Source organism: Mycolicibacterium vinylchloridicum, from assembly GCF_013404075.1.
GTDB lineage: Bacteria > Actinomycetota > Actinomycetes > Mycobacteriales > Mycobacteriaceae > Mycobacterium > Mycobacterium vinylchloridicum.
Genome location: NZ_JACBJQ010000207.1, coordinates 1 through 691, shown reverse-complemented (window position 1 = coordinate 691; position 691 = coordinate 1). Strand labels below are relative to the sequence as shown.

Genomic DNA, 691 nt, shown 5'->3' with positions numbered 1-691 from the left:
TGTGTGCGGCCGCGGCCTGCTGATACAGCCGGCCCGCGCGGTAGGAGGAGCGCACCAGCGGTCCGGAGAGCACTCCGGCGAATCCCAGCCCCTCGGCGTAGGCCGCCAGCTCGACGAACTCCTCGGGTTTGACCCAGCGCGCCACCGGGTGATGCCGCACCGATGGGCGCAGGTACTGGGTGATCGTGACGATGTCGCAGCCCGCGCCGTGCAGATCGGCCAGCGCGGTGTGCACCTCGTCGATGGTCTCGCCCATGCCCAGAATCAGATTGCTCTTGGTGACCAGTCCGGCCGCCCGCGCCGCGGTCAGCACATCAAGGCTGCGCTGATAGCGAAACGCCGGACGGATCCGCTTGAAGATCCGCGGCACCGTTTCCACGTTGTGCGCGAACACTTCCGGCCGCGCATCGAACACCTCGCGCAACAGGTGGGGTTCACCGTTGAAGTCCGGGGCCAACAACTCCACGCCGGTGGCCGGGTTGAGTTCCTTGATCGCACGCACCGTTTCGGCATACAGCCACGCGCCGCCGTCGGGCAGATCGTCACGGGCCACCCCGGTCACCGTCGCGTAGCGCAACCCCATCGCGGCCACACTCTCGGCCACCCGCCGCGGCTCGTCGCGATCGAGCTCGGCGGGCTTACCGGTGTCGATCTGGCAGAAATCACAACGTCGGGTGCACTGCTCGCCACC

Annotated in this window: 1 protein-coding gene; it reads right to left on the bottom strand. The window is 68.2% G+C overall.

The features are described 5' to 3' along the window. Positions 1-691, bottom strand: a 691-nt coding sequence (locus HPC46_RS34600) for a lipoyl synthase (protein ID WP_179476466.1), incomplete at both ends; no start/stop codon positions are given.